This window comes from Clostridium luticellarii, assembly GCF_002995845.1.
GTDB lineage: Bacteria > Bacillota > Clostridia > Clostridiales > Clostridiaceae > Clostridium_B > Clostridium_B luticellarii.
On record NZ_PVXP01000106.1, the window covers coordinates 1 to 7,164 of the forward strand.

The window sequence follows — 7,164 nt, forward strand, 5'->3', positions numbered from 1 at the left end:
TAAGAAACATTCCTTTCCTTGGTATGGTGTTTTTGACAATTCTATTATACCAAAAGGAATGTTTCTTTGCTTTATATCTTAAAAATTCAGGCTTCCGCCTTTATTTTAATGTGCGAAAGTTGAGTTATTAAATAATTTCATAACCTCATCATTTTTAGGATGTAAATCCGTAATTTTATCAAATTTATACATTTCTATCTGGAATTCTGTCATACCTTTTGTTTCTTCCTCAAATTTTTTCTTTTCCATTTCTGCTTTTTGCATTTGACTCCTTTTCTTTATCTGATTTACTATTTTCCCTTTATTTAAATCAAAAAATCCATACCCAACTGACGTTTTAGCTCCTAATCCATTATACCTTAAAACATCTATAATATTTTCCAGTATAAATTCCACTATATTTTTATCTTTATCCAAAGTACATTCCCTATTCAATATATCACTACTTATTCCTATATTAAAGTTAAAAGAAGCATTTTTAACTACCATGAAATCATTAACAATAATTTTTTCTGTATCTGATGGCAGTGAATTGCCCTGGTAATATTCATTATAATGAGTAGACATTACATCTTTTTTTATTTCAAATCCATCTACAGGATATGAATCCAAAAAAATAACCTTGCCTTGAGAACCACTTGTTTTTCCCTGCAGTTCCTTTCCGAATATTGATATAAAAGAATTGTCGTTTAAAATTCCCACTTCTTTTTCAGAAGTATATTTTCTTGTTATATAATTTCTCAAATTCCCCTTAATTGCTTGTCCAGGTATATATGGAATTCCATATATATGGTGCAATGTGATATCTCCCTCAAATACAGATTGTCCTCCGAAACCTATTGCCATTTTATCTATCAGCTTCCCATCAAAGCTTATCCAGTGATATTGTTCTTTAGTATTTTCTAATATTAAATCAGTGTTGCATTTAATTTTTTCCAATATATTATCTATATCATCATATCTAATTTTATTGTAATTATCTTCTGAGCCTTCCAAACCTGAAAATTTATTTAATTTAAGAGAATAATTAAATGCATCTAATGAATCTTTAGAGACAGCATCAATAAGTTCATTATATCCATAATAATTTACATTTTGTTGATCTTTAAACTCTAAAATATATTTACCATTTTCTTTTTTGTAATTTATTTTCAATTTATCATTCACAGATTTTCTCACCTTCTATATTTTCACTCTCTATGCTTCCATCTGCAAATCTCTTGATCCAGGAAAACAAGATAATAATTTCTTTAGTCAGCAATCTATACTCTTTTGGAGATAGTCCATATACAGCCTTTAAATATCCTATATACTTATCATTTTTAACATTAATATTCAAATTTTTCAACACTTCTATATCTTCTGTCCTAGGATTTTTTATGCTCCATTCTCTTATTTGGTCAAATACCTTCTCATATTCTTCTTTATCATGCTTAGAAAAAATAAAAGCCAATGTATTCATCAATCCATTTTTTTGTACCATTACAGGTATTTTCTTTGCCAGAGTCTTGTATTTTTCTTGTGTTTTTTCTTCTCCATGATTTTGCTGTGATTCTTTTTTCCCTTCTGACTCAGCGGTATCTTTATCTGCATCTTCTGTTACTGATAAAACACATTCCAGGGCAAACTGAGCAATTTCTAAATTAGCATCCTTTAGGCTCGTCATTTTCTCCACCCCCTTTACTTATATCCAGCCTTTTCACAAATCCTTTGCCTATTGTAAAATCCCCGCCTACCTGGAATACATTGCCTATATGTTCATCAAAATAACCTATAGAATCTTCATTTTTATCAGCTTTAAAATTTGCAGCATTTAACACAGTAAAATACAATACGGTTTCAGCAGGTAAATATTCTTCTGTAAAGAGTCCGGTATCTTTGGCCACACCTGTTTCTACAGTTATTCTATTCCTTGTTATTATTTCCGTATACATGGTTACAAGTTCTATAAAATCCGAATCCGATAATAGGATAATTCTGCTTTTATCTATATCTTCTAACTTCTTAAATAAATTTTCTAAACCTTTTTTACATTCTCCTGTTTTATCGCCAGCTTTAGTAAAAATATATTCCTCCAGTATAATCTTATTTTCCTCTCCTTCTAAAGCCACTGCCTCTCCCTCATCAACTTTCAAATCATCAATTGATAAATCGTCAATTGAATTATCGCTTAACTTCAAATCTTCCACCCACCTTTTAAGAACATATGGGCATGTAATAAGTTTAAAGATCTTAGCTGCAGATTTTATTGGAAATAACAATAATTTGGCATCTGTAAATCCTATCAGGCTGGCAGAATCATTCCCATTTTCCGGGCCGAATATCGCATACATTTCGTTCAAAGCCTTTTCATCATCATTAGTATTTGTTTTTTTTAATTTATGATATAAATAACTTTTAATTGAACCTTTTAGAGTCGAAGCTTCTATTTTAGGTATATTTGAATGTTTTTCCCTCTGTATAGGCATATCCGCAATTCCCAAGTCTTGTCCCACTCCTGCATGAATAGGTGTTATGGCCTTTATATATTCTATTTTACTTTTTATATACATCTTATCACTCCCTTATTCTTAATAAATCTTTTAAATTTTCTTCTATTTTGTCTATAGTCCAAACATATAACTCCGCCCTTTCTGCAGATCTTATTGCTCCACACTGTTTTCCAAATTTTTCTATCTTTTCTTTATGCTTTCTTTCGTTCTCTAAAAGAGGTGAAATGAGTATTGGCATACCAAACACTCCCGACAGCCTGTATGTCGTATAGTTATGACTTTTTGCATTGTCACCTTCCATACCTCCAGTTTTACACTCAAAATTAATTAATTTTCCAGTACTGCTTAAAAGTGCAATATCCAATTCATCTATTATTGAATAGCCTTTATTTTTGTTATCTTTATCATCTTTTTTAACTTTATCATCTCTATCATCAAATTGTGTTTTTATACTAAACGCTATTTGATTTATATTATGTTTAAATTTAGCATTTCTTAGTGCTTTATATATTTTATACCCTGCTATTTTTTCAAATATATATCCTGCCGGGCAAGATTTCTTCATCTCATCTGATTTATATATATCGTATTTACAGTTTTTAAGTCTTTCAGAATCTTTTTTATTATATTCTTTCAAATCTTTAAACGCTTTTGTTATATATTCTTTTCTCTCATTTTCTGTTTTTTCTGAGTTTGATTCCAAAAGTTGTTCTCTAAAAGAAGCATCTGTACAAAAAATACCATATAAAATATTATAAAATTCTTGTTCCTTTCCTAAGTTTTCATTTATCTCTTTATTATTTATATCTAATACATTAGTTGATGAAAGTTTATCATTATACTTAAATCCTGTAAGATCGAAAGCCTGTTTAAAATCTAAATCTCTGTTCGAATAGTTAATTACATTCTTACTTTTTAACTCATTATCATATTCCAGCAATTTTTCTATATTTCCTTCCATATAAACCCATTTATCTTGAGATCTATCCTTAATAAATTCAGCAACAGCCATAGCCACAAGCCTCTGTCCACCTGTTATATGCCAGTATATGGTTTTCTTATCATTTTCATCAATTTCACCATCTATTTTATCAACTATATCTTCAATATTATAAAAGTCACTTTCTCCCAAACAAATATCTTTGATATTACTATCATCTATTTTTAGTTTTTCTTTACACAAATTCTTTAATTGCTTGTCCCAATCATCAATCTTAATATTTTCATTCATCTTTTTACGAGCCTTTTCATCAAAGGTTATATTATATACTTTTTCAGGCATATATTCTTTTATAACCAAATAATTTGTAATCTGATTTAACGTGGAACATACTACTAAAGCATCTGGTTTCTTTTCCTCCATTATTCTTCCCCCATAAAAATATATTTTCCAAAGCCTTCATATACTGAATCACCAATTAAGTTATTCAATTCGGCTTTTATATCTTCAAGACTATCATTATTTTTCCTAACTAAAAATATGGTTCCCGCCTCATATCCTTTAAACATGACCTTGGGCTTATTTTCTTTAACATCAAATCCACCTATATAAATAGGTTTGTCATTGGACATTCCAGCAACTCTTTTTTCAAAAAAACAATCTTTATAGTCTTCATTAATGAAATATGTATCAGTTGTAAATATAATCTTTATAAGATCTGATTTCATATTAAGACCTTTCTCAATAGATTTATGAAATCTTGATATATATTTATTTTCTATATTTTCATATCTACAAATCTTATTTTCTCCACCTAATTTTAAATAGCCACTATTTAAATCTGAAATATTATTTTCAATTCCAATACCATATTCGCCTTTTAAATAATCATATTTTATATTATACTCCACTACAAAAGACCAATCACTGGATTCAAACTCAGTCTGTTCAATTCTATAAAGCAAATCTTCTCCTACCATTCTTTTATTATAATCAGTCCCTACTCCCACTTTATAATTCTTTTTAAATATTTCATCTTCATGAATTAAATCCATTCCTAAATAAGACTTTTTTTTATATTCCCTATATATATTTTTAATATTAATAAATTCTCTCGATACTCTTTTAATCCCACTAACTTTGGGTGACATAAGTACCTTTTTATAAGTTAAAGAACTCATACCTTCCCCCATATCATCAAATTTCCCAAAATATATTTCTCCATATTTATTTCTAAATATATCTTTAGGAGCAGGTATATAAATATCTCTTGTTCTTTCATTATACAAATATACTTGTCCTATTTTTAAAATCTTTCTTTTCTCTTCAACGGATGGATTTTTCATGAACTCTTTTCTTAAATGTTCATTATTCGCCAAAAGTGCTGTAAAAATGGCACCTGAAAAAACTGAGGGATATGGCATATCCTTGGATTGTACTGCATTGTTATATCCTTTTTCAAATACTTTTCCATCTCTAAAAAAAGTATTATCACAAGGTTTCAACTTTAAAAGTTTCATTTACATCACCTCCGGTAATTTCGTAGAATCCTTGCAAGCTGCATAATCTTTCATAAATATCCATTGTATTTAAATAATTTTTAAAATCTACATTTCTTCTATTGGCAGATACAAGCATACAGTTTTCATAAAATAACGAATCCATAAACCTTTTCATTTCTTTTATATATTCTTGTATTTCTGCTTCTTTCTGTCCTTTTTCTTCCTGAAATAATTTACTTTTTTTCACAATACGGCTTAACTCTATTGTGCTCATATACCTCAAATTTCTAAAATCATCATTAGTTATTTTATTATATGCAAACCCTGAAAATTCTTTTTCATATTTTCTTATAAATGACAGGGAAAATTTATTTTTAATTTTTATATATTTCTCTATCAAATCTAAAAAATTATTTAATTTATCCTTCTTCATATAAGCTGTAGTTGCCGCACCATCTCCTACAATATAATTTAATACAACTCCATTTTTCCTATCTCTCTCATACCTATCCTTAACATTATTCAATTCAATTCTACTTTTATTTATAACTTCACCTATCGGAGCTTTACAAGGAGCAATTGTTATACAGGTTGAATAAGTCATCTTCTCGGATATTCCCACACTTTTTAATTTATTTAAAACATCTTCTGTAAATATTCTGTCTATATCATTTAAAACTTTACATACTATTTCTATTGGCATTACTGCTAAAAAATCGTCTCCTCCAGAATATATAACATTGCAATTTACATCTAATTCTTCTCTCAACCTTTCTCCAAATGAAATTAAAAAGCTGGATATCTGTTCCTGGTATGATTTGAATTTTTCTCTTTGAATTTCAGTAAATTCCCCTCTCATCCAATCACCCAATGAATCAATATCAAATTGAATGAATGCATATTTATAATTAGGCTCAGGTACCTTTCGTGTTTTATCTTTGCTTTCATAATGACTTTTTAACTCTGACTCTATTTTTTGCAACTTCTCTATCAAAAACTCTTTGCTGAGATTTTTTTGTCTTAATTCATTTGCTGCCTCCGATTTCAGGTCAAATGAGAAATCTTTATATTTCTTGTTTTCAACATCGCTGCCTTTAATATCAGCATTTTTTAACATCGATATTGTATGTTCTATTTCTGATATACTGTAATATTTATCCTCATATGTAAAAAATTCTTTTAATAGTTTATTTACATTTTGAAGCTTAACTTGATACGTTTCTTTCCAAGTTTTTATGGCAATTGAATAATTTGATTCATAATTATCTTTATTATATTTTCTTTTGCAATAACAAACAGAGCATAGATCTTCTTTATAAATAGGACGTTTCCCACATATATAACATTTTTCTTTGCGGTATTTTCTCTCTTGGGATTGTATTCTATTGTTAAAAACATAAGTGTGCTTGATTCCATTCATCAATTCCTGAAGATAATTATAGACATCATAATAGTCTTTATCATCTATTGATTCCACAGCCCAGAACAGGTAAAATATTTCTTTAAAATTTTCAATGTCACACTCTTCCCCCATATTTTTATATATAGAATCCTCTAAATTTGATAATTTCAATTTTTCTTTCTCACTTACCTCAAACACAAGATAGTTGGTACAATCTTTAATACTATTAAAGTTTGAATCTTTACCATATTTGGGATATATTAGTTCACTCTTGCTATCATTTTTATATATTTCTTCTATTATATTTTTCATTAGTTTGGATATTATCATACTGCTATTTCTAAGATCCATTAATTTTTCCGATTCTTCTATATAGGATTGTACAGGTCCTAAAGTTACAGCTAATAGATATTTCACTTTATAACCACCCCTTACTTTTCTGTTTTTTCAATGAATTCATCAACATTTCTTTTAATCTCTTGTTCTTGAATATCATTGCCATCACATGATTTATCAAAAATAAAATTATAATTCTTCTCCTTAATAACTAGAAACTTTTTATCTTGAGATGCTGCAAAAGAAAAATGGAAAGGAGAAATATATCTTTTTGTTTCTGAATCTTCAGAATCGTTTTCATCTTTTCCTATATTATTTGGCATTTCTCTTCTGATTTTCTTATATAATTTATTGATTTCTTTCATTAAACGCCCTATTTTTTGAGAATCATTTAATTGAATTATCTTTATATTTATTACATAAGGATACTGTAAGGAACTATTCAAATTATTATACGTAATATTTCTTTCTTTTTTTAACATTGTTCTTAAT

General features: G+C 28.1%; 7 protein-coding genes. All 7 read right to left on the reverse strand.

Translation table 11 applies throughout. The features are described 5' to 3' along the window. Positions 1–105: 105 nt before the first annotated feature. Positions 106–1,167, reverse strand: coding sequence for a type III-B CRISPR module RAMP protein Cmr6 (gene cmr6, locus CLLU_RS17565; RefSeq protein ID WP_106011065.1), 1,062 nt, complete (start codon positions 1,165–1,167; stop codon positions 106–108). Beyond that, complete coding sequence (gene cmr5, locus CLLU_RS17570; RefSeq protein WP_106011066.1) at positions 1,160–1,666, reverse strand: type III-B CRISPR module-associated protein Cmr5; 507 nt, start codon at positions 1,664–1,666, stop codon at positions 1,160–1,162. The genes cmr6 and cmr5 overlap by 8 nt, the downstream gene beginning before the upstream one ends. Then, positions 1,644–2,552, reverse strand: a complete 909-nt coding sequence (cmr4, locus tag CLLU_RS17575; RefSeq protein WP_106011067.1) for a type III-B CRISPR module RAMP protein Cmr4 — start codon at positions 2,550–2,552, stop codon at positions 1,644–1,646. The genes cmr5 and cmr4 overlap by 23 nt, the downstream gene beginning before the upstream one ends. Before the next feature lie 4 nt (positions 2,553–2,556). After that, a complete protein-coding gene (locus tag CLLU_RS17580; protein ID WP_106011068.1) occupies positions 2,557–3,855 on the reverse strand; it encodes a hypothetical protein in 1,299 nt (432 codons plus the stop codon). Continuing rightward, positions 3,855–4,952 carry a type III-B CRISPR module-associated Cmr3 family protein gene (locus CLLU_RS17585; protein WP_106011069.1) on the reverse strand — a complete coding sequence of 366 codons (1,098 nt, stop codon included), beginning with the start codon at positions 4,950–4,952 and terminating at the stop codon, positions 3,855–3,857. Before CLLU_RS17585 ends, CLLU_RS17580 begins: the two co-directional genes overlap by 1 nt. Then, complete coding sequence (locus CLLU_RS17590; RefSeq protein ID WP_106011070.1) at positions 4,924–6,753, reverse strand: Cas10/Cmr2 second palm domain-containing protein; 1,830 nt, start codon at positions 6,751–6,753, stop codon at positions 4,924–4,926. The genes CLLU_RS17585 and CLLU_RS17590 overlap by 29 nt, the downstream gene beginning before the upstream one ends. A gap of 14 nt (positions 6,754–6,767) precedes the next feature. Beyond that, a partial coding sequence (locus CLLU_RS17595; protein ID WP_158255946.1) for a hypothetical protein occupies positions 6,768–7,164 on the reverse strand: 397 nt, incomplete at its 5' end.